The sequence below is a fragment of the Nocardia otitidiscaviarum genome (assembly GCF_007362295.1).
GTDB lineage: Bacteria > Actinomycetota > Actinomycetes > Mycobacteriales > Mycobacteriaceae > Nocardia > Nocardia otitidiscaviarum.
Window position 1 is genome coordinate 6,856,367 of sequence record NZ_CP041695.1, and the last position, 26,305, is coordinate 6,882,671.

The following is a 26,305-nucleotide window of genomic DNA, read 5'->3' on the forward strand; positions in this document are numbered from 1 at the left end:
TCGGCGCAATTGTGACGCCGCGGCCCCGCCGGTCGGCTACGAAAAACGGCGGCCGACCTCGATTCCGAGGTCGGCCGCCGCTGTGTCGTACGGTCTGGCTGTCAGACTCCGAGCGCGCGCAGGATATCCGGGCGGGCGTTCGCCAGCTGATCGTGCCAGTACAGCCAGGTGTGGGTACCGGTCGCCGGGAAGTCGTAGCGGGCGCCGATGCCCAACTGGCCCAGGCGAGCCTGGAAGGCGCGGGTGTTCACCAGCGACAGCGCCTCGAGCACCATGGCGTTACCGGTGTTGAACACGCCGACCGCGGAGGCCGGGCGGTCGTACTGACCCGGCAGCGCGGAACCGGCCGAGATGTACATGGGCAGGTTCTTCAGCTGCGGCGCGAAGACGAAGGGGTCCATGCGCAGCCACTGCGGGCTCCACGGCGCGGCCATCGAGTCCACGTTGAAGCGGCCCGCGTCCAGCATGGCGATGCGGATGGCCTCGCGCATGCCCGGCGCGGAGATGTTCAGGTAGCCCGAGAACGAGGAGGCGTGCTTGAACTGCTCGCGGTGGTAGGCGGCCATCATGAGGGCGGCCGAACCGCCCATGGACAGACCGGCGATGGCGTTGTTGGTGCGGGAGACGCCGTAGCCCTCCAGGAACTGCGGCAGTTCCTTGGTCAGGAAGGTCTCCCACTTGTAGGTGTACTTCTGGCCGTTGGTGTTCGACGGCGAGTACCAGTCGGTGTAGAAGCTGGACTGCCCGCCGACCGGCATCACGATGGTGACGTTGTCATTGGCGAACAGCTGCGGCGCACCGCCCTCGTCGGCATTGGCCCAGGCATTGCGGTCGTCACGGGCGCGCATACCGTCCAGGAGGTACAGCGCGGCGCTGCCGCCCTGGCTGGCCCACTGCACCTGGACCTTGATCGGGCCCATGCTGGACGGGACCATCAGTTCTTCGAAACCGCCCGCCGGGGCGCGCAATACCGGTCCGTGGACGGGTGCGGCGGTTGCGAGCGTCGGGGCCGCCACTCCGGCGGCGAGCGGCAGTGCCAGCGCGGCCGCACCGGCGGCCAGCATCCGCTTGCTCCAACCGCGGGTCGCGCCCCGCCGTCCCGACTCCACCCGCGCGGCGGTCCTGCCGAAACGCATGAATACTGCTCTCTTTCTGCTGTTGTGGCCGGTGCGCTCGAGCCGCTCGCACGGATCCCGACTCTCCATGCCAACGACGGCGCTACCACGATGTGGTCACACTTGCGCTCGCTGGACGATATTCGACCGTGATTGCCTTAGCAAGACCGAGCCAATCACGTGGCCGAAATCCGCCCACTCGATGACCGTTATCGTGCGGTGACCTTATCGTGGTTCGCACCAACTGTCGCGGCAAACGGAAAAACGTTACGGCTAACCGATGTTCGCACTCAGGTCCGGCAGCATCTTCAGGACCTGATCCTGCCAGTAGAACCAGTTGTGGATGCCGTCCGAGGTGTAGTCGAAGTGGGCGTTGTGCGGACCGAGGCTGTCGAGGCGAGCCTGGAACGCTCGGGTATTCGCCAGCGCGACGGTCTCCAGGCCCATGGCATTGCCGATGTGGTAGGCGTCGATGGGCTGACGCACCTGATCCCGAGCACCGGGCAGTCCGTTTCCACACGATATCCACAGGCGGGTTCCATTGGCGCGCAGGCGTTCCGCGAAAACGAACGGATCGTTGCGCAGCCACAATTCACTCCACGGCGGACCCCACATGGCGTCGATGTTGTAGCCGCCCGCGTCCAGCATGGCCGCCCGCAACCCCTCCTTCATACCCGGCGCGGAAATATTGAGATAACCGGAATATGATGCGGCATAACGGAACTGGTCCGGGTGGTAGGCCGCCAGCACCAGCGCCGCGCTGCCGCCCATGGACAGGCCGAACACCCCGTTGCCGCGCGGGTTGAAGCCCAGCCGCGCGGCGAGGGCATTGCGCAGATCCCGGGTCAGGAAGGTCTCCCAGGCGTAGGTGGTCTGCTGGCCGTTGGTGTTGCTGGGCGCCACCCAGTCGGAATAGAAGCTGGACTGACCGCCCACCGGCATCACCACATTGATGTTCCACGCGGTCAGCACCCGCGAGACCTCGGTGTCGATCTCCCAGCCGGACAGATCGTTGCGGGCCCGCAGGCCGTCGAGGGCGTACACCACCCGCTGGGTGTTGCCGTCGGCCGCGCGGAAGATGCGCGACTTGATCGGCCCCATGCTGGAATCGACCCAGAAATCGAAGCCGGCCGGATTGAAGGCGGCCGCGGCGGGCGCACCCACCCCGCCCACCGCCGCCGCCAGCGGGACCGCCAGCGCGGCGACCGCCGCCGCCACCGTGGCACGTATGGAACCAAGACCGAACCGCATCACACTTCGCCCTCCGCCGATCATCGTTGACCGCAACCCGAAACGCACACGTCTTGCCGCTCAGCTAAGGCGCAGCGACCGTCGCGACCGGCGACGAAACGCCTCCGGTTGCCGAATCGTGATAGTGCGCAAGGGGGCTGAACGAGAAAGATTTCAGCCGATATTCGCCGACAGGTCCGGAATCATGCGATACGCCTCGTCCTGCCAATTCGTCCAGGCGTGCAGACCCACATTGGGGAACGAATAGACCACGTTCTGCGCTCCCAGCGACATCATGCGCACCTGGAACGCCCGGGTGTTCGCCAGCGCGAGCGCCTCCAGCGGCGCGCCGCGGACCACGCGATCGGCGGCCACCCCGAAAGGTTGCTGGAGGTCCTGCTGCATGGGCACGCCGCTGCCCGCCGCGATCCACAGTCGGGTGTTGTTGGCGATCAGGGTGGGCGCGAAGACGAACGGGTCCATGCGCAGCCACTGCGGGCCCCACGGCGGGGCCATGGAGTCGACGTTGTAGCCGCCCGCGTCCAACATGGCGGCGCGAATGGCCTCGCGCATGCCCGGCGCGGAGATGTTCAGGTAGCCGGAGAACGAGCCCGCGAAGCTGAACTGGTCGGGGTGGTAGGCGGCCAGCGTCAGCGCCGCCGAGCCGCCCATGGACAGGCCGAACGCGCCATTGCGGTACGGGTTGAAGCCCAGGCGGTCGCGCAGCGCCCAGCGCAGCTGGTTGGTCAGGAAGGTCTCCCACTCGTACCGGTAGCTCTTGCCCGGCCCGGCCATGAACGCCTCGGTCGCGCCCGAACCGGTGACCGAGCCCGCCGCACCGGGCGGCACCCCGAAGAAGTTGCTGGGCGCGTTCCAGTCGGCGTAGAAGCTGGACTGGCCGCCCACCGGCATGACCACATTGATATTCCAGCTGGTCAACACCTGGGCGACATTGGTCTCGATCTCCCAGCCATTGAGCGTTTCCGGGGCACGCATGCCGTCGAGGGCGTAGACGACGCGGTTGGTGTTGCCGTCGGCCGCACGGAAGATGCGGGATTTGATCGGACCCATGGCCGGGGAGTCCACCCAGAAGTCGAAGCCCGACGGGTCGAAGGCGGCGACCGCCTGCGGTGCCAGCGGCACGGAGATCCCCAGCGGCAGCAATAGCGCCGCCGCGATCCCCAATACCGATTTCCGCAACCTCGTACCACGCATCGACCTCGTCCTCCGTCCGAGCAGTCACCCGGCGGTAGCCACCCCGGGCGTCGTTTTCGAGCAGTTCTTCGAGCAGTGCAGATCATTCGAGCGCTCATGACGCGCTCACTTGATCTTCGATACGAATCGAGTATCGGACGCCTGACCGATGTTGTTCCGCGTGTCGCCCCCGGCGAGTCTGGAACGAGACCGAATGCGAAACGGCCCCGTCATCGCCGGAATGCGATGCGGGGCCGTTCGAAATACCTGGTTTGCCTCAGCCGATATTGGCGGACAGGTCCGGGATCATGCGGTTGACCTGGTCTTCCCAGTTGCGCCAGTTGTGGATACCGAACGCGGGGAAGTCGTAGTGCACGTTGTTCGCGCCCAGGGTGGCCATGCGCACCTGGAAGGCGCGGGTATTGGCCAGGGCCAGGGCCTCCAGGCCCATGCCGTTCAGGGTGGAGAAGGCGACCGGGTCGCCGTTGGGCAGGCCGCTGGCGGCCGAGATCCACAGTCGGGTGTTGTTGCCGACCAGGCGCGGCGCGAAGACGAACGGGTCCATGCGCAGCCACTGCGGCCCCCACGGCGGAGCCATGGCGTCCACGTTGTAGCCGCCCGCGTCCACCATGGCGATGCGGATGGCCTCGCGCATGCCCGGCGCGGAGATGTTCAGGTAGCCGGAGTACGAGCCCGCGAAGCTGAACTGGTCCGGGTGGTAGGCCGCCAGGGTCAGCGCGCCGGAACCGCCCATGGACAGACCGAACACGCCATTGCGGTACGGGCTGAAGCCGAGGCGGTCACGCAGGGCGTTGCGCAGGTTCTGGGTGATGAACGTTTCCCACTTGTACGTGTAGCTCTTGCCCGGACCGCCCGCGGCGAGCTGCAGCGCGCCCGAACCCGAGGAGGAGCCCGACGCCGAGCCCGAGGAACCCGAGGAGGAACCGGCGGGCAAACCGAAGATGGTGCTGGGCGCGTTCCAGTCGGCATAGAAGCTGGACTGGCCGCCGACCGGCATGACCACGTTGATATTGGCGGCGGTGAGGGACCGCGCGACCTCGGTGTCGATCTCCCAGCCGTTCAGGTCCTCACGGGCGCGCATGCCGTCCAGGGCGTACACGACACGGTTGGTGTTGCCGTCGGCCGCGCGGAAGACGCGCGACTTGATGGGCCCCATGCTGGAGTCGACCCAGAAGTCGAATCCGTCCGGGTTGAACGCGGCGGAGGCGGTACCCGCGCCTGCCACCGACACCCCGAACGGCAGCAACATCGCCAGAGCCACGCCCACTACCGACTTCTTGAACCAGCCGCGGGATCTCTGACGTCTATCCACGCCTCGCATATGTGTGTCCGGCCTTTCGGTCTGTGCCGCCGGACCTTCCCCTGCCGAAAAGAACTCGGCGGCATCTTGCGCTAACGGCCACGGCGCATGCGGGCATGCGACCGCGGCGGGCGTTCATCTCGATGAGCGTATCGCGCCCTGCATCACGGAGCGTTACCAAAACGAGATAAAGGTGAGACAACGCACGGTTTGCCCGAAAGTTCGCGTGTCGCGGGCGGCGACACGGAAGCGATCGGACGGCGGACCGTATCTCGAACCCTACCGAGGTCATGCCCCTGACCGTGGGGATGCGGTGAATCACACAATTGTCGTTTATCGAGCCCGTCGCACCGAGGAGCGATGCGGAGGTCGAACCTCCTCATTCGGTTCGGCTATCGCCGATCGTCCGGCCGGTAAACGCGACGCGCCCCCTTCGTCGCTCGAAGGGGGCGCGGCACGTCGCTGCTAGCGCGGTGCGGGTGGCTCCTGCGTCGGATCCACCAGTCCGCAGCGCTGGATCTCGTACTTCGGCACCCGCTCGATGCGGTAGGACGCGAAGTCGAGAGCGTGCTTGATGTTGTGCCGGAACCGCTCGAAGGTGAGCGGTTCCCGGGACGAGATGAGCAGCGCGACGGTATCCGGGCAGGACATCGCCGTGCGGGCCTGGGTCACCCACTTCTCGTCCAGGTACCAGGGCATCCACGGCTTCTTGTCCACCATGCCGGCGTCCACGATCACCCAGTCCGGGTACAGGTTCTTGTCGTGGCCGATGCGGCCGTCGACCAGCCGCTCGGTGTGCGCGGCCAGCGGGTAGGCCAGCCCCATCTGGTCGATGACCCGCACGTCCAGCGGAACGTTCATGCTGGTCATGCCGAGATTCAGGAAGAAGACGGTATGTCCGGCGCCGCCCTCGGGGATCGGCTGCGGCGGCGGTGCGATGTACCAGAACATGAACGACGGCGAGTTCAGCAGCAGGCCGCCGTTCGGGCTGTTGGCGATGTCGTTGACCATCGCCCGCATGCGCGGGTAGTCGAGGTAGTCCTCGGCCCGGATCGGGTGGTCGTGCCCGGTGTTGAGCACGTAGTACACCCGTTCGTCCACGATGCCCGACGAGTCGATGGTGGTGCCGCTCTTGATGGCGGTGGTGTTGCAGGCGAACAGCGCCCAGCCCACCGTGCCGATCCAGGCGGCCACGATGACCACGAACGCCCAGTCGACCCGGCGCAGCGCGGTCTCCCCCGCCGGATTCCACCGCGGCGCGCGCACCGGGATCACCATGACCGGCAGCAGCAGCAGGAACAGCTGAGGCAGCAGCACCCGGCCGTGCATGAAGTCGCCGCCGACCCGAATCTGGTACAGCGCGAGCAGGATTCCGCTCACCAGCACCAGCGCCACCACCGCGCCGGGCGTGCGCAGCCGGACGCTGAGACGGTGCAGGCGGGCGCGCACGCCGGTCGCCGAGTCCGAGTCCGAGACCGCGTACCGCGACGGCGATACCGTCCGCCACGCCACCACGCCCGCGATCAGCAGCAGCGCCAACGGCAGCAACAGCCAGTACGGCCCCAGCAGATTCCACAGGTACACGAAGCCCTGCCCCCACTTGGCCCCGCCCGCGTCCTTGGCGACCGCGGTATTCGGATAGGGCAGGCCGTAGTAGCCCATGCGCCAGATCTGGTAGCCCACCGGCAGCAGGCCCGCGACCGCGACGATCAGACCGCGGAACACGATGGGCCGCAACCGGGTCTGCGGCAGCGGCGCGCAGAAGATCATGAGCAGGGCCAGCGCGCCGACCAGCGTCATCTCCGGTCGGATGAGCGGGGCCAGACCGGCGGTGAACACCAGTCCGAAGAAGTTCGCCAGGCGCACCCGTTCGGCCTGCGACCAGCGGATCATCCACCACCACAACAGCGCCAGCCAGAAGATGACCAGGCTGGACTCCAGACCGGAGGTGGCGTAGTCGCGGGCGGGCGGCACCGCGATGTAGACGAACGCGCCCGCGGGCAGCAGCAGAACGGAACCGGGGCCGCCCCACAGCCGGGCCGCGCCCAGCATGGCGAACACGATCGCGCCCACCGACAGCGTCAGCGCGATCGCGAGCACCACGTACTCCAGCCGGATCTGGGTGAGCCAGCTGAAGAACCAGACGATGTAGGTCCAGGCCGTACTCGTATTGGTCTCGACGCGCTCGCCCGCATTGAACACGGGCCCGTTGCCCGCGAGCAGGTTGCGCACCGTACGCAGCACGATCAGGCCGTCGTCGGCGATCCAGCGCCGCTGCCAGCCGCCGACCGCGAACAGCGTCGCGGCCAGCACGATCCCACCGGCGAATGTGGCGCGGGATAGTCGCGTGAAGCGGCGTGCCGACGGATCGGCATGCCGAGACCGCCCGACCGGCAATGCCCGCGTCGGGTTGTCCCCGTCTTCTTCCCGCACTTGTCCCGCTACCACATCAGGTGAGATAGACAGCGACACCTACCGCTCCGATCCAGGCGATTGCGAGGAACTGGAGGACTCTGTCCCCCAGGGCGATCTCTTCGGGCTCACCGGCTTCACCGCCGTCGACGTCTACCGCGTACCGCATGATCGCGACGGTGAACGGGATCATCGAGATGGCGAACCACTCGGTGTCCTTGGCACGACCCTGTTCGAACGCCCACAGACCGTAGAACACGACCACGGCGGTGGCGGCGAGGGTCCACACGAAACGCAGGTAGGTCGGCGTGTAGTACTGCAGCGACTTGCGGATCTTGGCTCCGGTGTCGAGCGCGATCTTCAGTTCGGCATAGCGCTTGCCCGCCGCCATGAACAGCGAACCGAACGCCATGATCAGCAGGAACCACTGCGACAGCGCGATATTCGCCGCCGCGCCACCGGCCACCGCGCGCAGCAGGAAGCCGGAGGAGACGATGCAGATGTCGAGCACGGCCTGATGCTTGAGGCCGAAGCAGTAGGCCAGCTGGATGCCGATGTAGACGGCCATCACCACGGCCAGGTTCCAGGAGGCCACGAACGACAGCAGGATCGAGCCGACGAGCAGCACCGCCGAGAGTGCGTAGGCCAGATTGACCGGCACCACACCGGCGGCGATCGGGCGGTAGCGCTTGGTCGGATGCGCCCGGTCGGCCTCCACGTCGAGGGCGTCGTTGACCAGGTAGATGCCCGACGCCGCGAGGCAGAACGCCGCGAAGGCGATGCCGACGTGCCAGATGACCGTCCAGTCGCCGATCACCAGATCACCGGCGGCGGTCTTGCCCGCGGCCAGCGGCGCGGCCAGGACCAGCACGTTCTTCACCCACTGGCGCGGGCGCGCGGCCTTGATCAGACCGCCGACCACAGTCTTCGGCGGACCCTTGACGACCGCCTCGGCCAGGTCGGTGCTGGTCGGCTCTTCGCTCATATCAACGTCGGCTCTTTCCTGTGTCGTCACTTGGCGAGTCTCTTTTCGGCGGCAAGCACTGCGGCGGCTGATGCGGCGCCCAGCGCGGAACCGGCGAGCACGTCGGATGGGTAGTGCACTCCGAGAACGACCCGGGAGAGCAGCATCGGCGGGACGAGCACCGCAGGCAAGGGTAGCCCGGTGAGCCTGCCGAGCAACACAGCCGCCGCCGTCGTGGATGTCGCGTGCGAGGACGGGAAGCTCAGTTTGCTGGGCGTCGACACGTTGACCTGCACCGACGGATCGTTGGGCCGCGGGCGGCGCACGATCCGCTTGATCACCACCGAGGCCGCGTGTGAACCGAACGCACCGACGGCGACCCCGGCCCACTGGCGGCGGCGCTTCCGGTCGACCAGCGCGCCGGCCGCACCGATGGCCATCCAGCCCAGCGCGTGCTCACCGAAATGCGACATGCCGCGCGCCGCCCTGATCACCTGCGGGGTGCCGATCCGGCTCTGCACCGCGTTGATGATCGCGACCTCGGCGGGCGGCTGCGGCTGATCGCAGCAGCCACCGCCGCAGCAGCCGTCCGGCTCGGCCACCGCGAGTGCGGCGCGCTCGGACTCCACGGCGGAGATGGGCAGCTCACGGTCGGGGCCGGGCGGCTGGGGGGCGGCGGTCACGGGCGCTCTCCTGAGTTCTTCGTGGTCCCTGCGTTCTTCGTGGTGCCAGCGTTCTTCGTGGTGCCAGCGTTCTTCGTGGTGCCAGCGTTCTTCGTGGTGTCGATGCCGAAGACGTTCTCCCATGCGGCCTTGCTGGTCAACCACGGATGCGCGCGACGATACTGCTCGCGCACCTCGGGGAAGCGTTCGGCCAGCTCCTTGCGCAACCGCATGGCATCTTTGAGGAGCTCCAGGGCCAGGCGCGGATCGCGCTTGCGGTACACCACGCCGCGACCGTCGGCGGTGGTGACGGTGACGCCGTCGACCTGCGAGAGCAGGAACCAGCGGGCGTCCAGGGTGGGCACGTTCAACTGCGGGGTCTCGTGGTGCTGCGGCTTGGCCTTGCGGAAGTTGTGCAGCACGCCCTTGCCGAGCCGGGCCACCTTGGCGATCGGGTTGGCCGGTTCGCCGACCGCGCCGACATCGGCGTGGCTGGCCAGCGGCAGTTCGGTGGAGGACGGCAGGATCACCGCGTCCGAGTACTGCTTGCGCATGGCGTGCACCTTGCCCAGCGCCGTCGGCAGCAGATCGAACAGCCGCTCCGGACCGGCCAGGTAGTCGCGGATCGCCTCGTTCTGGATGGCGACCGTCGAATATTCCAGGCACAGCAGGTGTTTCAGGGTGGCCTTGACGGTGTTGACCACCATGGGACGGCCGTCGTTCGGCAGGTGCAGCGAGGCCACCACGAGGCGGTTGCGCAGGTGGAAGTACGCCTGCCAGTCGATGGCGTCGTCCTTGTCGCTCCACGCCATATGCCACACGGCCGCACCCGGCAGGGTGACGGTCGGATATCCGGACTGGCGGGCCCGCAGGCCGTATTCGACGTCGTCCCACTTGAGGAACAGCGGCAGCGGCTGCCCGATCTCCTCGGCCACCTGGCGCGGGATGACGCAGGTCCACCAGCCGTTGAAGTCCACGTCGATACGGCGGTGCAGCAGCTTGGAGTTGTCGCGGTCGCGCAGCGGGTTCTTGGCGAAATCGTGGTCGTATTCGACATGGGGGGCCGCGGTCCACATGAAGATGGAGCGGTCCACCACCTCACCCATGACATGCAGGTGTGAGCGCTCCTGCAGGTTGAGCATCTGCCCGCCGGTGAGGATGGGCGACTTGGCGAAACGCGAGAAGGCCAGTGCGCGCAGGATGCAGTCGGGCTCGATCTCGATGTCGTCGTCCATGTAGACGATGTACTCGGCGTCGGTGGTCTTCAGCGCCTCGTACATGACCCGGCTGTAGCCGCCGGAGCCGCCCAGGTTGGGCTGGTCGTGGAAGGTCAGCCGGTCGCCGAGAGCGGTTGCGGCCTCGGCGAATCCGGGCTCGTCCACCACCTTGCGGGTGCCCTGGTCGGGAATGATGACGGCCCGGATCTTCTCCAGCACCAGCGGATCGGAGCCGAGGGCCGCGATGGTCTTCACCGCGTCGCCGGGCCGGTTGAAGGTGGGCATGCCGATGGCGATGCTGCCCTGCCCCGGGGCCTCGACCGGTGCGTACCAGCCGCCGCCGCGCAGGTCCACGGCGGTGTCGGTGGTGATGTCGAACCAGATCCAGCCGCCGTCCTCGAACGGGGCCAGCTCCACCTCGAACTCCACGGTGGTGGATTCGGTACCGCTGGAACTGAATTCGTCACCGCGCACGTGGATGCGGGAGCCGTCCGCCTTGGAGCGGTAGACGTCCACGCGGCCGTGGCCGGAGAGGTCCAGGCGCAGCACCATCGACGTCAGCACCGACCAGCGCCGCCAGTAGCTGGCGGGCACGGCATTGAAGTAGGTGCAGAACGACACCTCGGATTCCGCGCCGATGGACAGCGAGGTGCGCGTCGGCGCGTGCGCGCGCCGGGCGTTGGTGTCGGACTCCTCGAGGTAGAGCTTGCGCACGTCGAGGGGCTCACCCGGCCGAGGCAGGATGATGCGCTGGAGCAGCGATATCGCGCGGGTGTCGGTGGTCATCTCTTCCAACATCACGTGGGCGGTCATTCGGCGGTGTCCACCAGCGGCGCGCCGGACTCCAGGTGCGGGCGCAGCACATTGTCGAACATGTTGAGCGCGCTGCCGATGGCCATGTGCATGTCCAGGTACTGGTAGGTGCCCAGGCGGCCACCGAAGAGCACCTTGGCGGCGGCGGTCTCGGTCTTGGCGCGCTCGCGGTAGGCAAGCAGCTTGGCCCGGTCGTCCGGGGTGTTGATGGGGTAGTACGGCTCGTCGCCGGTCTGGGCGAAGCGCGAGTATTCGCGCATGATGACCGTCTTGTCGGTCGGGTAGTCGCGCTCGGGGTGGAAGTGGCGCGGCTCGATGATGCGGGTGTAGGGCACGTCCGCGTCGTTGTAGTTCATCACCGAGGTGCCCTGGAAGTCACCGGTTTCCAGGTGCTCGGTCTCGAAATCGATGGTGCGCCAGCCCAGTTCGCCTTCGGCGTAGTCGAAGTAGCGGTCCAGTGGGCCGGTGTAGACGACCGGGGCGTCCGGGTTCTGGGCGCGGATCTCGTCGCGCACCTCGAACCAGTCGGTGTCCAGGCGCACCTCGATGAGATCGGATTCGGCCATCTTGGCCAGCCACGCCGTGTAGCCGTGCTTGGGCAGGCCCTCGTAGGTGTCGTTGAAGTAGCGGTTGTCGAAGGTGTAGCGCACCGGCAGGCGGGTGATATTGCCCGCGGGCAATTCCTTGGGGTCGGTCTGCCACTGCTTGGCGGTGTAATCGCGGATGAATGCCTCGTAGAGCGGTCGGCCGATCAGGGAGATGGCCTTTTCCTCGAGGTTCGCCGCGTCTTTGGTATCGATTTCGGCGGACTGCTCGGCGATGAGCTTGCGCGCCTCGTCCGGGGTGAAATAGCGGCCGAAGAACTGCGACAGCAGTCCGAGGCCCATGGGGAATTGGTACGCCTGGCCCTTGTGCATGGCGAAGACGCGATGCTGGTATCCGGTGAACTCGGTGAACTGGTTCACGTAATCCCACACCCGCTTGTTGGAGGTGTGGAAGAGGTGGGCGCCGTACTTGTGGATTTCGATGCCGGTTTCCGGGTCCGCCTCCGAGTACGCGTTGCCGCCGAGGTGGTAGCGGCGTTCCACCACCAGCACCCGCTTTCCGAGCAGGTTGGCGGTGCGTTCTGCGATGGTCAACCCGAAGAAGCCGGAGCCGACGACGATGAGATCGAAGGGGGATGCGACGGTCACGGGAGCCCAGCGTATCGGAAGTGCGCGCGGTAGCCGGGTGGAGCCGAGCACTCCGTCCCCCGGGATGCCGAACGGACCCGGTGAACGGCCCGGAAAGACGCCGGCGGGTGGCGCTCCGTGTGGAGCGCCACCCGCCTGTCGTCCTGCCCGGGACCGGCCGAATTACTCGTCGCCGCCACCCGGGGTGCTCCCGGCACTGCCGGTGATCAGCGCGGTGATCACATCGGTGAGCTGCGACGCGGAACCGGTGCCGCCAGCGCCGCCGCCGGTGCCCCCGTCACCCTCGTCCGCGGCGGCCAGACCCGCGCCCGCGATCATGATTCCCGCGGCCGCGAAAGCGGCGAAACCGGCGGCAGCAAACTTCTTCATACAGATTCCCCTTGGAATGCGTTCTCCCACTGCGCGGAGGGAACTCCCGTCCCCCGCGAGGTGATCGGCGTCATGATCGATTCCGATGGCAGAACATCTATCACAGATCGGAGAATTGACACCACCTGCGGATTCGACCGACACACAGAAATGGTAGCCACCGCATTGCACCTTTTCGGTCAACTGCCCAAGTCTTCGGGGGCTTGCTTCGACAGCCAGGCGGAACGACCGGCCGGCAATACCGCGTTGCGGGATGCGAAATGAAATCTCCGCTATTCCTTGGCAATTACCGTTCGCGGAGCCAGTGGCCGGTGCTGGCCCAGGCGGTGAGGACCACGGTGGTCAGGGGGAACAGGACGCCGATGGCGCCGAGGGCCTGGCCCGCGAGCATGACCGCCAGCCAGGGCAGCAGGGCGATGGTCGCGATGGTGATGATGGTGTAGCGGCCCGCCGCGAGACGACTGAACAGCAGCACCGCTCCCGTGATCAAACCGATTGCCACCACGAGCGATACCGGAAGGATCAGTAGGGCGGCGGTCAGCACGGCGTCGTCGGGCTTGCCCAGCTCGGCCTGGGCGGCGAGGTCCGGGTCCTGGTCCGGGGGCACCAGGTCCGAGCCCGCCAGCAGGACGAATCCGGCGGTGAGTGCCAGCAGGCCGTGCGCCAGGCCGCCCAGCGCCGCGAGCACGCCCCCGGCGATGCCGGTGAAGGGGTTCGCTCGCGGCGGCACGTACGCGCGCGGACTGGACGGATGCATCTACCTGGTCCCCTCCCGTGGATTTACGGCGCGCACTCTACCTGCGGCCGCCCACGGGAGGCGATCATGTTTCCGCTGTTACAGCCGGGCGTCGGCGTACGCCTTCATGGCGTCGCGCACATAGGCCGCGGTGCCCGCGCCGTGCTTGTCGTAGTTCACGGCGAAACGCGGATCGGCCACGTACATTTCGCCGAGACCGACGAACGCCTCCGCCTCGGGGCAGCGGCCCTGCCAGCCCACGGTCACCCATTCGTAGTGCCGCTGGGTGATGGCCTGGACCTCCGCGCTGTCGACCGGCAGCCCGGCCGCGTGGGCCTGGCCGTAGTCGGCGGCGATATCGAGCTGGGTCTGCTGGAATGCCTGTTTGTCGGCCTCGCTCAGCCCCCGCCACCAGCGGTCGCCGCTCTCGTAGGCCTCCCGGCCCCACTTCTCGATGACCTCGTCCTTGTACCGCGTGTGGTCGAAGCCGTCGAATACTTCGTCTGCCATGAGTTGCTCACCTGCTTCCGTTTTGCGCAATGTTGTTCGCACCGAAGCGATTTGGCGCGCGATCCGGTCCTGCTCCTGCCGGAGCAAATCCAGATGCGTGCGCAGTGCGGTGCTCGTATCCTGTTCTCCCGCGAGAACTTCGGCGATGACCGGCAGGCCGAGGCCGAGTTCGCGCAGCAGCAGGATGCGTTGCAGTCGCACCAGGGAGCCCTGGTCGTAATAGCGGTAACCGTTGGCGCCCACCCGGCTCGGCGGCAGCAGGCCGAGTTGGCCGTAGTGCCGCAGGGTCCGGCTGGTGGTCCCGGCCGCCTTGGCCAGGTCCTGGATGGACCATTCGGTTGTCGCCGTCACGTCCTTTCTCCTTCGTTTCGCATCGACGGAATCCAGGATGCAAGTTGACGCTACGTCAAGGTCAAGCCTTTACAGTATGCTCCTGACCACGAACTTCTCGCACTATCTGCTCCACCAGGTTCTTGGGGGGAAGGGAAAAACTTCATGATTGCGATCGGCCGTGCCCGGATACTTCGCTGGGCGGTCGTGGCCGCGATGGCGCTGGGGGGCTCCGTGCTCACCGCCGGTGCCGCACAGGCGGCGCCCGCGGCGGTCCTGGGCGGCGGTTCCGGGATCTATGTCGAACAGCTCGACGACCCCACCACGATCGGCGAATGTACGCTCACCGCCATCGGTTTCGACCGGGACGACCGCCTGGTCGGCCTGACCGCCGGGCACTGCGGCGAGGTCGGGGCGCGCATCGCCGCCGAGTACTCCATCGACAGCGGCACCATCGGCGTGATCGCGGAGAAGAGCGCGGGCAACGACTGGGCGGTCATCGCCTTCGATCCCGAGCGGGTGGCGCCCACCCGGCAGGTGGCGCAGACGGTGATCAACGGGGTCGGCGCGCCGCCGAACATCGGGGACAACGTCTGCAAGAACGGGCGCACCACCGGCTTCACCTGCGGTGTGGTGTGGGAGACCAAACCGGGCTACTTCCGCAGCCAGGTGTGCGCCGACCAGGGTGATTCCGGCGGTCCCGTACTGCTGGGCGACCAGCTGGTCGGCATGATCGTGGCCGGTTCCGAAGTGCGGATCGGACCGCTGTCCATCGATCCCGGCGCCTGCGCGGGCGGCGGTGACTTCATCCACCGGCCCGAGGTGTCCACCAATATCACCCTGGTACTGGGCGATATCGACCACCGCGGCGGCGTCGGAGCCGGGTTCCGCGTGTTCTGATCGGACCCCACACCTGCGAGCTCCCCTCCGGCCCGGCCGGAGGGGAGCTGTGTTTTCCGCGGTGTGTACCCGACGTGGCGCTGATGCACGTCGGTACCGTGTGCGGTTCCGCCCCAGGCGTTTTCGCTCAGTAGCCAGCGGTGAATCGGGTCCTGGAGTGCCGCGGGCGCTCGGCCTCGTCCAGCAATGCCACCGCCAGATCCTCCATGGAGATGCTGGAGTCGCCCGCGGCGTCGACCAGGAGTTCGTCCCGGCCCAGGCGGAATCGGCCGGTGCGCGCACCGGGTTCCAGCAGGGCCGACGGGCTCAGATAGGTCCAGTCCACGGAGCCGTCCGCGACCCGGAAGACCTCCAGCTGCCGATCGCAGGCGGTGGCGATCGGTTGCAGTGCGGCCGGGAAGTCCGGCTGTTCGCGCAGCGTCTTGCCCGTGCCCGCGACGGTGAGGCTGCCCGCGCCGCCCACCACCAGCAACCGAATCCCGGTGCCGGTCAAGCCTTTCAGCAGGGCCGCCGCGACCTCGGCGAGTTCGTGCTCGCGACCGGGCACCGGCCGCGTCGCGCTGATCACCAGATCGCTGCCGACACTGGCGGCCGCGATCTGTTCCGGGTCGGAGGCATCCCCGGCCCGGCGCTCGGCTGCCGCCGGAAGACCGTGCAGCCGTTCGGGATTGCGAGACACCGCGCGTACGTCGTGGCCGCGCCGGAGCGCCTCGGCGACGACGCGGCTGCCGACGCCGCCCGCTGCTCCGAATACCGTGATGTGCATAGCTGTCGAACCTTTCGGAATTGGTTGGGATTGCGGGTTTCCCGCCCGGCGTTCGGGGGGACTTGTTACCGGTCACTCCGGCAGTAACCGGCGGAATCACGGCGGGGCGGTGGGACGCGCGGCCGCCTGGTCACGTTCACCACCTCGAGCAGTCCGCGCCGGTGGCCGGTGAGCGACCACCGGGTGAGATCCGCCGGATGCGGCGGTATCCCGTTGGCGACCGAACGCGGTCGCCGGGCCGGGAGACGGCCGTTACGTGCGGGTGGGCGTCCGCGAAGTGACCGCCGGTGCGGGGATCTCCGCCCGCACCGCGGGCTTCGGCGCGGCGCCGAGCTGGCCGAGCAGGGTGCCGGTGAGTGCGATGACGATGCCGAGCACCTGAATGGGGCTGAGCGCCTCGCCGAGCGCGATCCAGCCGATGAGGGCGGCCGAGACCGGGCTGAGCAGTCCGAGCAGGGCGGCCGAGCTGGCGGGCATGCGGCTCAGGCCGCGGAACCAGAGGGCGTAGGCGGCGGCGGTGCCGAGCAGACCCAGGTAGAGGTAACCGGTGACGGCGCGCCCGTCCAGGGCGGGCGGCGCACCCTCCACCAGCAGCGCCAGCGGCAGCAGCACCAGTCCGCCCGCGGTGAGCTGCCAGCCGGTGAGGGCGAGCGGTCCGACGCCCGCGGGGCGGCCCCAGCGCTTGGTGAGCACGGTGCCCGCGCCCATGGACGCCGCGCCCAGCAGTCCGGCGAGCACGCCGACGGTATCGAGGACCGCGGTGGCCTTCAGCACCACCAGCGCCACCCCGACCAGGCCGATCACTCCGGCGGAGATCTTTCGGACGGTCGGCTTCTCACCGAGCAGCAGGGCGGCGAGCCCGAGCGCGAACAGCGGCTGGGCCGAACCGAGCACGGCCGCCACGCCACCGGGCAGCCGGTAGGCCGCCAGGAACAGCAGCGGGAAGAACGCGCCGATGTTCAGCAGGCCCAGAATCCCTGCGCGCCATACCCATTCACCACGCGGCAGGAGTCGGGTGACGGCCAGCAGCAGCAGTCCGGCGGGCATGGCGCGCATGAGCGCGGTGAACAGCGGGCGGTCGGGCGGCAGGAATTCGGTGGTGACGATATAGGTGGATCCCCACACCAGCGGGGCGAGCGCGGTCAGGGCGAGGGTGCCGGCGTAGGCGGCTCCGGCGCGGGTGGCGGTCATCTCTTCACTCCCCATTGATAATCTCAACGTTGAAATAAAAGCATCGATGTACTTCAGCGTCAAGTATCTTGATGTTGAGATTATTTCCCTCGAGAGGAGTGGTGATGGCCGACGCAGTCGACCAGATCTTGGCCGCATGGCGGGCGACGCGCCCCGACGTGGACGCCTCCCCCATGGCCGTGGTCGGCCGGATCACCCGGTTGGCCCGCGTGTTCGACCGCGAACTCACCGAATTCTTCAAAGGTCACGGGCTCGAGCGCTGGGAGTTCGACGTGCTCGCCACCCTGCACCGCTCCGGCGGCGCGGAGGGACTCACCGCGGGCGCGCTCAACCGGGCGGCCATGATCACCTCGGGCGCGATCACCAACCGCATCGACCGGCTCGCCGCCAAGGAACTGGTGGTGCGCGTGCCCGATCCGATCGACCGGCGCTCGGTCCGGGTTCAGCTCACCGACCGCGGCCGCGCCCTGGTCGACGAGGTACTGCCGCTGCACGTCGCCAACGAGCGGCGACTGCTCGCCGGCCTGTCCGGTCAGGACCGCGACGAGCTGGCGACACTGCTGCGCACCCTCGCCGAGTCACTCGGCGACACCTCACTCACCTGAGCCGTAGCCCAGCGGCACGGATTCGTCGACCACGGTCGGGGCCGGCACATCCACGACGGTCGCGGGTGATGAGCCCGGTGTGGACGCCGCACTGCCGGGTGCCACCGACGACGCGCCCGCAGCGGGCGTGACGTCGCCCGGCGTGGGCAGAAGGCCGCCCGGCGCAGACGAATCAGCAGTCTGCGTGGCCGACGTGGTGGCCGGTGGCGGGGTCGGGGTAGACGCGGTGCTCGGGGCCATGGTGCCGCCGGGGGTCGGCTGTCGCACGGGATTGGTCGGCAGCCCAGCGCGATCCACCGGTGCGGGCGGCGCGGCCATGAGGTCGATGAGGTCGAGGACGACCTCCACCGCCTCGGTGAGTTCGGGACCGAGCCCCTCGCCGTCGGGTCCATCCGTCGGCGGCACCTCGGCGGGCAGCGGGGCCGGGGCCAGTTCGGCCGGGGTCGGGCCCACCTCGAGGGTGCGGATGTCGATGGCGGAGCCGCCGTCGGGCGCGGCGGAGTATTCGCTGCGCAGAATGCGGCCGTCGCGCAGCAGCACCTGGCCGGTGGACGTGCGCACGGCCGCGGAGGTGCGCGCGTCCTCCTTCTCGGTGCCCGGATACATCTGGCAGTCGGTGGTGTCGCAGGTCTGCGCGTACGGGTAGCGCTGTTCGGCCAGCGCGTAGGACCGGGCCGCGACGGCCTGGGCGCGCAGGGCCTCCGCGCCGCCGTGATCGGCCCAGGCGGGCACCATCTCGGCGGGCACCACGCCCATCAGATAGTCGTCCACGTCGACGTCGTTGACGGTGCGGGCGGCCGCGCCGTCGAGGGCGACGCCGAGCGCGCCGCGGTAGGCGCTGCCGCCGCAGAGGGTGAGGTGTTCGGCGGCGGGCCGGTCGGGTCCGGCCTCGATCGGGTAGACCCACGGGTCGTCGGTGCTGCCCGTCCACAGCACGTCGCCGTCGCAGCCGCTGGTGATGACCACATCGGCGCCGGTCGGTGTGGCGGTGAGATGGGCGGCCTGGCCGGGGATGACGCGGCGGCCCGCCACGAAGAAGCCGGAGTCGGACCAGACGTCGAGGGTGCTGTCGTCCTGGGCCATGAGGCGGACGCGGACATTGGTCGGGCCGATGGCGCCCAGTTCGGCGCCCGGATAGTAGTGCGCCAGAATGCGTTCCGCGGTCCAGCCGTCCCGGGCCTGGTTGTAGGCGCCGTGCTGACTGAGGCCGCGGCCGTGGCCGTACGGTCCGGCGGCGACCTGGTTGCGCACCTCGCCGTCGGGCCAGGCCCAGAGCACCGCGGCGGTGCCCCCGGCCAGCGCCGCGGCCACCACGCACAGACTGACCGTCTTCCGTCGTCTACGTCGCTGTAGCAAGTACCCGTTCGGCATGTCATACCCGTTCTTCCGTGATTCCGGGGCTACATTCGAGCTACCGCTTGGTAATCCTCCACTGAAGGTTTAGGGTCTGTTACAGATGGGACTAGTGTGATCGTTGATTCGTCAGGAATCAACCCCCGACACCGGGTGACGATCAACGGTTCTACCTGGAATGGGAGATGCTCGTGCCGTACCGCAAGCCGAAACGCTCATATGTCCTCCCGGTCGTCACCATCTTGGCGGTCACCGCGCCGATCGGGGCTCTCGCACTCAGCGATGCCCCGGCATACCGCGATACCGAGGAGCGCAACCTGGCGGCAATACCGGCGAACGTGGCCGAACTCGCCCTGGCCGCCGCACCCGACGTGGTGCTGCCGCTCCGCGACATCACCGGCCTACCCCTACCGGACCTACGACTATCCGACCTGAGGATGCTGCCGCTACCGGCGTCCATCCGGATTCCCGAGAACCTCCCGCTACCACCCGGGGTCGAACTACCCAGCGAGATCCCGCTACCCCGACTGGATCAGCCCGCCCGCACCCCCGTCGGCCCCTTCACCGCCGCACCCGGATTCATCGCCGACCCCGGCGCGGCCGACTCCCAGATCACCCCCGATCCCCAAGCCCCTTCCGCGCCGGACAGCGAATTCCACACCGCGCCAGGCGAATCCGGAACGGTTCAGGCCCCCGCTCCCGCGGCTCCCGAAGGTCCCGCGGTACCCGGCGCGAATGCGCCCGAAGCGCCCGCCGCCGACGTTCCCGCGGTACAGCAGCCGCACCTCGACCCCGAGACCGGCGAGGAAACCCACGCTCCCGCCCAGCCCGCCGCCCCCGTCATCGGCGGCGACCCCGACCGTCCCGCGCTGGCCCCCGGCGTGGTGCCCAGCGACCTCGTCGACCAGGTCGGCGCGCAGGTCAAGGAGATCACCCGCGACACCCCGTTCAGCATGGTGGCGCTCACCGCCAAGGAGCTGGTGGGCACCACGACCATGATCCGCGCCAAGGCCCCGGACGGCACCTGGGGGCCCTGGTACGAGGCCGAACCGGTGGACACCACCTCCGCCGACGGCGTCACCGACGCCCGCACCGGCACCGAGCCGATCTACGTCGGCGATACCAAGTCCGTGCAGATCCTGGTGACCCGCAAGCCCACGTCCACGACCTCCGCCGGGGCCGTCGGTACCGACCCGGCGCAGCCCGTCGCCCCGGCGCAGCCGCCCGGCGATCCGGCACAGTCACCCGCCGATCCGGCCGTCGTGCCGCGCACCGACGCGGCGGCGGGCGATCCCGCGCAGATCGGGCTGGAGGCGCTGTCGGCGGTCCTCATCGATCCGGGCCGCGGGGCCATCGACGCGACGCTGTCCGAGGTGGCCGCGCCGCTGCCCGGCGGCGGGCCGAAGGTGATCTCACGCGCACAGTGGGGCGCGGACGAGAACATGCGCTGCCAGGACCCGACCTACGACAAGGACGGCGTCGCGGGCATCACGCTGCACCACACCGCGGGCCGCAACGACTACTCCAAGGCCGAGTCGGCCGGCATCGTGCGCGCCATCTACGCGTATCACGCGAAAACCCTGGGCTGGTGCGATATCGGCTACAACGCCCTGGTCGACAAGTACGGCCAGATCTTCGAGGGCCGCGCGGGCGGACTCGACAAGCCGGTGCAGGGCGCACACGCGGGCGGGTTCAACGAGAACACCGCGGGCGTGTCCTTCATGGGCAACCACGAGGAGCAGGCCCCCAGCGAGGCCGCCGTGCGGTCCATGGGCGAATTCATCGGCTGGCGGGCCAGGGTGGCCGGACTCGACCCCGAGGGCACCACCACCATGATCTCGGAGGGCAGCAGCTACACCCCCTACGCACTCGGCGAGGAGGTCCGGCTGCCGATCGTGTTCGCGCACCGCGACGTGGGCAACACCAGCTGCCCCGGCGACGCGGCCTACGGGCTGATGGACCGGATCCGCTCGATCGCCGAGGACGCCTCCGGCGGGGTCTCCCCACAGCAGGAGCTGCCGTCACCGCCGCGGTCGCGCACCGATCAGCGCGCGGATCAGCAGCAGTCCATCGACCCGGAGGCCGACGCGGACCTGGCGGCGCTGGCCGATCTGACCACCCTGCTGCTCGACATGCTGGACCGCAGCGCGGTGGCCCGCACCTGGAACGAGCAGGGCGGGGCGGCCGGACCGCTGGGCGCGCCGATCTCCGAACCGCGGCCGACCGTGGACGGCGGCCAATACGTGCAATTCGCCAACGGCATCGCCTACTCCACCCCGGACGGCCGGGTCTACCAGGTGGTCGGCAAGATCCTGGAACGCTTCATCCAGCTGGGCGCGTTCACCGGCCTGCTGGGCATGCCGACCAGCAGCGAGTACGAGGTGCCCGACGGCGTGCGCGCCGACTTCCAGTACGGCTCGCTGATCTTCAACCGGGTCACCGGCATCATCACGACGATTCTCGACACCTTCGGGACCAGCCAGTCCCCCGCCGGTGCGCCGATCCCGCAGCCGTTGGCGCAGGCACCCGCCGCCGACCCGATCCCGGCGCCGCTGCCCGCACCGTAACCCGGTCGCTCAGCGGCGAGAGTCGTTCACGCCCACCAGCGTTCGAGGACGCGGGCCACCCCGTCCTCGTTGTTGGTGGCGGCCACCTCGTTGGCGGCCTCCTTGGCCTCCTGATGCGCGTTGGCCATGGCCACGCCGTGCCCCGCCAGCCGCAGCATCGGCACATCGTTGGGCATATCGCCGAAGGCGATCAGGGTGGCGTGCTGCACCCCGAGCCGCTGGGCGACGGTGGCCAGCCCGGTGGCCTTGGTGACGCCCGGCGCCGACAGCTCGACCAGCCCGTCATCGGTCGAATAGGTCAGATCCGCACGCCCGACCAGGTGCGGCTCCAGCACCTCCCGCATGAACGCGCTGGTCGCGCCCGCCAGCCGGATCAGCATCTTGATGGCGGGCGCGGCGATCACCTCCGACCGCGCCACCCGCGTGTCATCCGGATTCAGCCAGGCGTGCTCGTACTCCGGCGAGCTCACGAACTGCGGCGTGGCGGCATCGTGCGCGCTGACCCCCACCCGCTCGGCCGCCAGCCCGCACCCCGGCAGCAGCCGCTCGGCCAGCTCCGCCAGCCATTCGAGGGTGTCCACATCCAGCACTCGCGTGGACAGGATCCGATCCTGCGCACTGTCGTAGATGACCGCCCCATTGCCGCACACGCACAGCGGCGCATACCCCAGCCCGTCCACCACCGGGTCGATCCAGCGGGGTGGACGCCCGGTGGCGAGCACGAACGGCACACCGTCGGCGATCAGCGCCGCCACGGCCGCTCTGGTACGGGCACTCACCTGCTCCCGGTGGTCGATGAGCGTGCCGTCGACATCGGTGGCGACCATCTTGGGTTTGGGCAGGTGAAAGAGAGTCACCTGTTCCATCCTGCCTCGAGAGGGGCCCCGCTTGCCCGAAAGATGCCCATTCGCAGCCCTACCGTCGACTATCCCCCACACACCGTTCACAATCGGTTCGATCACGGCGTGAGCACCCCCACCCAACCCCCGCCCGCCACGACTTGCCCGGCATTGGCTGCGCGGTACTGCGCATATCTTCAGGTCGGTCCCTATGATCTGGGGCTACAGACTCGACCCGAGAGGGACTGATGGCCGGATTTCTGCTGCGACGTGCGCTCAACTATGTCGTATTGCTGCTACTGGCGTCGTTTCTCACGTTCGTGGCGGCATCCTGGTCTTTCAACCCCTTGGAAAGCCTGGAGCAGCGCAATCCCCGACCACCCCAGTCGGTGATCGATGCCAAGCGCGCGGAGTTGAAACTGGACGAGCCGGTCGTTCCCCGGTACGTGCAGTGGGTCGGCGGCGTATTCCACGGCGATTTCGGCCAGACCCTGGCCGGGCAGCCGGTCTCGGAGGAGCTGCCGCGCCGGATCGCCGTCAGCCTGCGGCTCCTCCTGATCGGCTCCGTGGTCGGCACGGTACTGGGCGTGCTGATCGGTGCGGCGGGCGCGATACGGCAGTACCGGTTCAGCGACTATTTCACGACGGTGATCTCGCTGCTGGTGCTGTCCACACCGGTGTTCCTGCTCGCCACCCTGCTGAAATTCGGTGCGCTGGAAATCAATATGGCCACGGGCAAACAGATCTTCCTCTATACCGGTGAGACCTCCGCGACCGCCGTGCACGGCCTGTGGAACCAGTTCGTGGACCGCCTCCAGCACATGGTCGTCCCGACGCTGGGCCTGGCGCTGGGCGCCATGGCCGGATACAGCCGCTACCAGCGCAACGCCATGCTGGATGTGCTCCAGTCCGATTTCATCCGCACGGCCCGTGCCAAGGGCCTCACCCGCAGCCGGGCGCTGTACAAGCACGGCCTGCGCACCGCGCTGATCCCCATGGCCACGCTGTTCGCCTACAGTTTCGGCGGCCTGATCACGGGCGCGACCTTCACCGAGAAGATCTTCGGCTGGCACGGTGTCGGTGAATGGCTGGTGGACTCCATCAATGCACAGGACCTGTATCCGGTCGTGACCATCACGGCCTTCGCCGGATTGGTGGTCCTCGTATCGGGCCTGCTGTCCGATGTGGTGTACGCGATCCTCGACCCCCGGGTGCGTGTGGGATGACCGAGGCCGAACTCATCGTCCAGGGTGCACCGGCCGCGGCCGGACGCCGAAAGCTGGTGCTGCGCCGCTTCCTTCGCAACAAGCCCGCCGTGGTCGGGTTGGTCGTGCTGGTGCTGATGTTCGTGTCGGCGTTCGCGCTGCCGCCGCTGCTGCCCTACGACTATCAGGAACTCGACTACACGGCGCTGCTCCAGCCGCCGAGTGCGGACCATCCGTTCGGCACCAACCAGATCGGTCAGGACGTGCTGGCGCAGACGCTGCGCGGACTGCAGAAGTCGCTGATCATCGGTCTGTGCGTGGCACTCATCTCCACCACCATCGCCGCTCTCGCGGGATCGCTGGCGGGGTTGCTGGGCGGCTGGACGGATCGGGCCGTCATGTGGCTGGTCGATCTGCTGCTCGTGGTGCCCAGTTTCATCATCGTGGCGATCTTCGCACCGCGTACCAAGGGCAGCGGTTCCATCCTGCTGCTGATCGGCCTGCTGAGCGTCTTCAGCTGGATGATCAGCGCGCGTATCGTGCGCGGTCTGGCCATGAGCCTGCGGGAGCGCGAATTCGTCCGGGCCGCACGGTATATGGGTGCCTCCACCTGGACGGTGATCACCACCCATATCGTGCCGAACATCGCATCGATCCTGATCATCGACACCACGCTGTCGGTAGGCGCGGCCATCATGGCCGAAACCGGCCTCAGCTTCCTCGGCTTCGGCGTGCAGCCGCCCGACGTATCGCTCGGTTCGCTCATCGCCGCCGGCACCAAGTCGGCGCTGACCTATCCGTGGCTGTTCATGTTCGCCGGTGGCCTGCTGGTCGCCACGGTGCTGTGCGCGAACCTGGTCGGCGACGGTTTGCGCGACGCCTTCGACCCGAGTTCGGCTCGGGCGCGGTCGCGCAAGAAGTCGAAGGCGGAGAAGGCGGCGGCATGACGGACGACAAGAACACGCGTACCACCACGGCACCCCTGCTGGAGGTCTCGGACCTGCATGTTTCCTTCCCCGGTGAGGAAGGACGCATCGACGCGGTCCGCGGCGTGAGCTACACCGTGCAGGATGGCGAGGTGCTGGCCATCGTCGGCGAATCCGGTTCCGGCAAGTCGGTGTCCTCCCTGGCGGTGATGGGCCTGCTGCCGGATCAGGCGCGGGTGCGCGGTTCGATCCGCTTGCGCGGGCGGGAGCTGTTGGGGCTCAACGACAAACATCTGTCGGCGCTGCGCGGCACCCGGATCAGCATGGTGTTCCAGGACCCGCTCTCGGCTCTCACCCCCGTGTACCGGGTGGGGGATCAGATCGCCGAGGCGCTGCTGGCGCACAAGAAGATGAGCAAGGAGCAGGCCGCCGCGCGGGCGGTGGAACTGTTGGAACTGGTGGGCATTCCGGAGCCCGTCGTCCGGGCCAAGATGTTCCCGCACGAGTTCTCCGGCGGTATGCGCCAGCGGGTGGTGATCGCCATGGCCATCGCCAACGATCCGGAACTCATCATCTGCGACGAGCCCACCACCGCCCTCGACGTGACGGTGCAGAAGCAGATTCTCGATCTGCTGCGCCAGGCCCGCGATATCACCGGCGCGGGCGTTGTGATGATCACCCACGATATGGGGATCGCGGCGACGCTGGCCGATCGCGTGGCGGTCATGTATGCCGGGCGGATCGTCGAAACCGCGCCCGTCGCCGAACTCTTCAACGCGCCGCGGATGCCGTACACGGTTGGTCTGCTCGGTTCCATCCCGCGGATGGACGGACCGGCACGGACTCCCCTCATTCCGATTGTCGGCGCGCCGCCCGCCATGCACGCACTGCCGCCGGGGTGCACCTTCGCGCCCCGCTGCCCCGTCTCGGTGGACGACTGCCGCGCCGCCGAACCGCCGCTGCAGGACACCGAGCCCGGCCACCGGGCCGCCTGTATCCGCACCGCGGAGGTCGGTTCGACGGAGCTGTTCGCCGCCTACCGGCGCGACATTCCCGAACCGGATCACCGCTCCGACACCGATTCCCGTGTGGTGTTGCGGGTGTCGAACCTGAAGAAGACCTTCCCCATCACCAAGGGCGTCGTCTTCCGCCGCCGCGTCGGCGAGGTGAAGGCGGTGGACGACATCAGCTTCGAGGTGCGTGCTGGCCGCACGCTGGCACTGGTCGGAGAGTCCGGGTCGGGCAAGTCCACCACTCTCACCCAGATCATGGACCTGGTGCGGCCGGAGAGCGGCGGCATCGAAATCCTGGGCCGGGACGTGGAGTCGCTGACCAAGGAACAGCGCCGGGATATCCGGCGGCGCATGCAGATCGTGTTCCAGGATCCTTCGGCCTCCCTGGACCCCCGCCTGCCGATCTTCGACGCACTGGCGCAGCCACTGCGCATCGACGGTCGCCCGCGTGCGGAGATCCACCGACGAGTCCCGGAACTACTGCGGCAGGTCGGATTGCGGCCCGAACACGCCGACCGTTATCCGGCGGATTTCTCCGGCGGCCAGAAGCAGCGCATCAATATCGCCCGCGCGCTCGCCCTGGACCCGGAGATCCTGGTGCTCGACGAGCCGGTGTCCTCGCTGGACGTGTCGATTCAGGCCGGTGTGCTGAACCTGCTGCGAGACCTGCAGATCGAGCGTGGCCTGTCGTACCTGTTCGTCTCCCACGACCTGTCGGTGGTGCGTAACCTCGCGCATGAGGTGGCCGTCATGTATCGCGGCGAGATCGTCGAATACGGTCCGGCCGAACAGATTTTCACCGCTCCCCGCCACGACTACACCCGCGCCCTCATCGACGCGGTACCGGTCCCGGTGGTAGCACGATAGGAGAAAG

21 protein-coding genes and 1 pseudogene are annotated in these 26,305 nt (G+C 68.3%); 6 read left to right on the plus strand and 16 right to left on the minus strand.

The annotated features are described in order from the left end of the window. Window positions 1–101: 101 nt before the first annotated feature. The 12 genes and pseudogenes from FOH10_RS30810 to FOH10_RS30865 form a co-directional block, all read right to left on the minus strand. Complete coding sequence (locus FOH10_RS30810) at window positions 102–1,136, minus strand: alpha/beta hydrolase (protein WP_172544785.1); 1,035 nt, start codon at window positions 1,134–1,136, stop codon at window positions 102–104. 252 nt (window positions 1,137–1,388) lie between these two features. Continuing rightward, window positions 1,389–2,366 carry an alpha/beta hydrolase gene (locus FOH10_RS30815; RefSeq protein WP_143983303.1) on the minus strand — a complete coding sequence of 326 codons (978 nt, stop codon included), beginning with the start codon at window positions 2,364–2,366 and terminating at the stop codon, window positions 1,389–1,391. A gap of 153 nt (window positions 2,367–2,519) precedes the next feature. After that, a complete protein-coding gene (locus tag FOH10_RS30820; protein ID WP_143983304.1) occupies window positions 2,520–3,560 on the minus strand; it encodes an alpha/beta hydrolase in 1,041 nt (346 codons plus the stop codon). Window positions 3,561–3,816: 256 nt separating this feature from the next. Continuing rightward, complete coding sequence (locus tag FOH10_RS30825; RefSeq protein ID WP_143983305.1) at window positions 3,817–4,881, minus strand: alpha/beta hydrolase; 1,065 nt, start codon at window positions 4,879–4,881, stop codon at window positions 3,817–3,819. Window positions 4,882–5,325: 444 nt separating this feature from the next. Beyond that, window positions 5,326–7,308 carry an arabinofuranosyltransferase AftB family protein gene (locus tag FOH10_RS30830; RefSeq protein WP_425326112.1) on the minus strand — a complete coding sequence of 661 codons (1,983 nt, stop codon included), beginning with the start codon at window positions 7,306–7,308 and terminating at the stop codon, window positions 5,326–5,328. 1 nt (window position 7,309) lies between these two features. Beyond that, window positions 7,310–8,257 carry a decaprenyl-phosphate phosphoribosyltransferase gene (locus FOH10_RS30835; RefSeq protein ID WP_143983306.1) on the minus strand — a complete coding sequence of 316 codons (948 nt, stop codon included), beginning with the start codon at window positions 8,255–8,257 and terminating at the stop codon, window positions 7,310–7,312. 26 nt (window positions 8,258–8,283) lie between these two features. Then, complete coding sequence (locus FOH10_RS30840; protein WP_063821421.1) at window positions 8,284–8,838, minus strand: phosphatase PAP2 family protein; 555 nt, start codon at window positions 8,836–8,838, stop codon at window positions 8,284–8,286. Between the two features lie 182 nt (window positions 8,839–9,020). Beyond that, a pseudogene (locus tag FOH10_RS30845) lies at window positions 9,021–10,928 on the minus strand (glycosyltransferase); the annotation flags it as partial. Continuing rightward, window positions 10,925–12,121, minus strand: coding sequence for a UDP-galactopyranose mutase (gene glf, locus FOH10_RS30850; RefSeq protein WP_143983308.1), 1,197 nt, complete (start codon window positions 12,119–12,121; stop codon window positions 10,925–10,927). The pseudogene FOH10_RS30845 and the gene glf, both read right to left, overlap by 4 nt. Before the next feature lie 162 nt (window positions 12,122–12,283). Continuing rightward, on the minus strand, window positions 12,284–12,490 hold the full coding sequence (locus FOH10_RS30855) for a hypothetical protein (RefSeq protein ID WP_143983309.1): 207 nt from the start codon (window positions 12,488–12,490) through the stop codon (window positions 12,284–12,286). Window positions 12,491–12,776: 286 nt separating this feature from the next. Next, on the minus strand, window positions 12,777–13,247 hold the full coding sequence (locus tag FOH10_RS30860; RefSeq protein ID WP_143983310.1) for a hypothetical protein: 471 nt from the start codon (window positions 13,245–13,247) through the stop codon (window positions 12,777–12,779). Between the two features lie 78 nt (window positions 13,248–13,325). After that, complete coding sequence (locus tag FOH10_RS30865) at window positions 13,326–14,087, minus strand: MerR family transcriptional regulator (protein ID WP_143983311.1); 762 nt, start codon at window positions 14,085–14,087, stop codon at window positions 13,326–13,328. Window positions 14,088–14,231: 144 nt separating this feature from the next. On the opposite strand from FOH10_RS30865, the gene FOH10_RS30870 reads away from it, so the two are divergent. Next, complete coding sequence (locus FOH10_RS30870) at window positions 14,232–14,966, plus strand: S1 family peptidase (RefSeq protein ID WP_039808308.1); 735 nt, start codon at window positions 14,232–14,234, stop codon at window positions 14,964–14,966. A gap of 127 nt (window positions 14,967–15,093) precedes the next feature. Here the strand turns inward: FOH10_RS30870 and FOH10_RS30875 are convergent, their stop codons facing one another. Further along, a complete protein-coding gene (locus tag FOH10_RS30875) occupies window positions 15,094–15,732 on the minus strand; it encodes an NAD(P)-dependent oxidoreductase (RefSeq protein ID WP_143983312.1) in 639 nt (212 codons plus the stop codon). Window positions 15,733–15,984: 252 nt separating this feature from the next. Further along, window positions 15,985–16,923 carry an EamA family transporter gene (locus FOH10_RS30880; protein WP_143983313.1) on the minus strand — a complete coding sequence of 313 codons (939 nt, stop codon included), beginning with the start codon at window positions 16,921–16,923 and terminating at the stop codon, window positions 15,985–15,987. 104 nt (window positions 16,924–17,027) lie between these two features. Here FOH10_RS30880 and FOH10_RS30885 point away from each other — a divergent pair, with 104 nt between their 5' ends. Then, the gene (locus FOH10_RS30885) at window positions 17,028–17,528 is read left to right on the plus strand and encodes a MarR family winged helix-turn-helix transcriptional regulator (protein WP_143983314.1); all 501 of its coding nucleotides are present in this window, start codon (window positions 17,028–17,030) and stop codon (window positions 17,526–17,528) included. Here the strand turns inward: FOH10_RS30885 and FOH10_RS30890 are convergent. Continuing rightward, window positions 17,517–18,839 carry a SpoIID/LytB domain-containing protein gene (locus FOH10_RS30890; RefSeq protein ID WP_425326113.1) on the minus strand — a complete coding sequence of 441 codons (1,323 nt, stop codon included), beginning with the start codon at window positions 18,837–18,839 and terminating at the stop codon, window positions 17,517–17,519. The genes FOH10_RS30885 and FOH10_RS30890 overlap by 12 nt on opposite strands. Before the next feature lie 227 nt (window positions 18,840–19,066). Here FOH10_RS30890 and FOH10_RS30895 point away from each other — a divergent pair, with 227 nt between their 5' ends. Beyond that, window positions 19,067–21,448, plus strand: a complete 2,382-nt coding sequence (locus tag FOH10_RS30895) for an N-acetylmuramoyl-L-alanine amidase (RefSeq protein ID WP_143983316.1) — start codon at window positions 19,067–19,069, stop codon at window positions 21,446–21,448. Between the two features lie 26 nt (window positions 21,449–21,474). Here FOH10_RS30895 and FOH10_RS30900 read toward each other — a convergent pair whose 3' ends face one another. After that, the gene (locus FOH10_RS30900) at window positions 21,475–22,314 is read right to left on the minus strand and encodes a Cof-type HAD-IIB family hydrolase (RefSeq protein ID WP_039808295.1); all 840 of its coding nucleotides are present in this window, start codon (window positions 22,312–22,314) and stop codon (window positions 21,475–21,477) included. A gap of 221 nt (window positions 22,315–22,535) precedes the next feature. Between FOH10_RS30900 and FOH10_RS30905 the strand changes: the two genes are divergently transcribed. Genes FOH10_RS30905 through FOH10_RS30915 form a run of 3 tightly spaced genes read left to right on the plus strand, consistent with a single transcriptional unit; the run spans window position 22,536 to window position 26,298 of the window. Next, window positions 22,536–23,513 carry an ABC transporter permease gene (locus FOH10_RS30905; protein WP_143983317.1) on the plus strand — a complete coding sequence of 326 codons (978 nt, stop codon included), beginning with the start codon at window positions 22,536–22,538 and terminating at the stop codon, window positions 23,511–23,513. Beyond that, on the plus strand, window positions 23,510–24,439 hold the full coding sequence (locus FOH10_RS30910; RefSeq protein WP_029930449.1) for an ABC transporter permease: 930 nt from the start codon (window positions 23,510–23,512) through the stop codon (window positions 24,437–24,439). Before FOH10_RS30905 ends, FOH10_RS30910 begins: the two co-directional genes overlap by 4 nt. After that, on the plus strand, window positions 24,436–26,298 hold the full coding sequence (locus FOH10_RS30915; protein WP_143983318.1) for an ABC transporter ATP-binding protein: 1,863 nt from the start codon (window positions 24,436–24,438) through the stop codon (window positions 26,296–26,298). Before FOH10_RS30910 ends, FOH10_RS30915 begins: the two co-directional genes overlap by 4 nt. The last annotated feature ends 7 nt before the right edge of the window (window positions 26,299–26,305 follow it).